This window comes from Amycolatopsis vastitatis (genome assembly GCF_002234595.1).
Taxonomy (GTDB): domain Bacteria; phylum Actinomycetota; class Actinomycetes; order Mycobacteriales; family Pseudonocardiaceae; genus Amycolatopsis; species Amycolatopsis vastitatis.
Genome location: NZ_NMUL01000127.1, coordinates 1 through 946 on the forward strand (window position 1 = coordinate 1; position 946 = coordinate 946).

Here is a 946-nt window from a genome sequence, read left to right on the forward strand (position 1 = left end):
GGGCGTGCACGCGAACAACGGCACGAAGAACACGCCGTCGCTGCAGGCCGACCTGTTCGGTGACTGGCGCGAGGAGGTCATCTGGCCGGCGTCGGACAACCGGGCGCTGCGCACTCTACTCGACGACGGACACCACCAGCATCTCGCACGTCTCGCTGATGCAGGACCGGCAGTACCGGGAGGCCGTCGGTTGACAGAACACCGGCTACAACCAGCCGCCCACCCGAGTTTCGCGATGGCGAGGTGAACGCTTTGTCCTCCACCCGAGGAAGGCGCTGGAAAGCCGTGGCCGGTGCGCTGGCACTGGTGATCGCGCCGCTGACGGTCGTCTCCGGCACTGCCGGCACCGCCGGCGCGGCCGCCGTCAACCAGTACCGGACGGTCACCGACTTCGATCCCGGCTGGCTGTTCAACTACGGTGACGCCAGTGGCGCCGCCGGTGCCTCCTACAACGACGGCGGCTGGCGCAAGCTCAGCGTGCCGCACGACTGGAGCATCGAAGGCAAGAACCCGCCGGCCGGCCCGTTCTCGCAGGCGGCGCCGAGCACCGGCCGCGGCGGCTACCTGCCGTCGGGCATCGGCTGGTACCGCAAGCACTTCTCGCTGGCCGCGGTGCCCGCCGGGCGCAAGGTGTCCCTCGAGTTCGACGGCGTGATGGCCAACGCGAGCGTGTACGTTAACGGCACACTCATCGGCACGCACCCGTACGGCTACACGAGTTTCCGCTACGACATCACGGCGGCGGCGAAGTTCGGCGGCGCCGACAACGTCGTGGCCGTCAAGACGGATACGACGTCGCAGCCGGCGTCGCGCTACTACACCGGTGCCGGGATCTACCGCGATGTCCGGCTCATCGCGACGGATCCGGTGCACGTCGGCCAGTGGGCCACCCGCGTCACCACGCCGAATGGCAACACCGTGCACGCGGAAACCACGGTGGTCAACG

2 protein-coding genes are annotated in these 946 nt (G+C 68.9%); both read left to right on the top strand.

Annotated elements, in window-relative coordinates; translation table 11 throughout:
* The coding region (locus CF165_RS49720; protein ID WP_500676276.1) for a rhamnogalacturonan lyase family protein at nucleotides 1-247 on the top strand (247 nt) is incomplete at its 5' end.
* Nucleotides 248-252: 5 nt separating this feature from the next.
* On the top strand, nucleotides 253-946 hold a 694-nt coding region (locus tag CF165_RS49725; RefSeq protein ID WP_439098566.1), incomplete at its 3' end, for a sugar-binding domain-containing protein.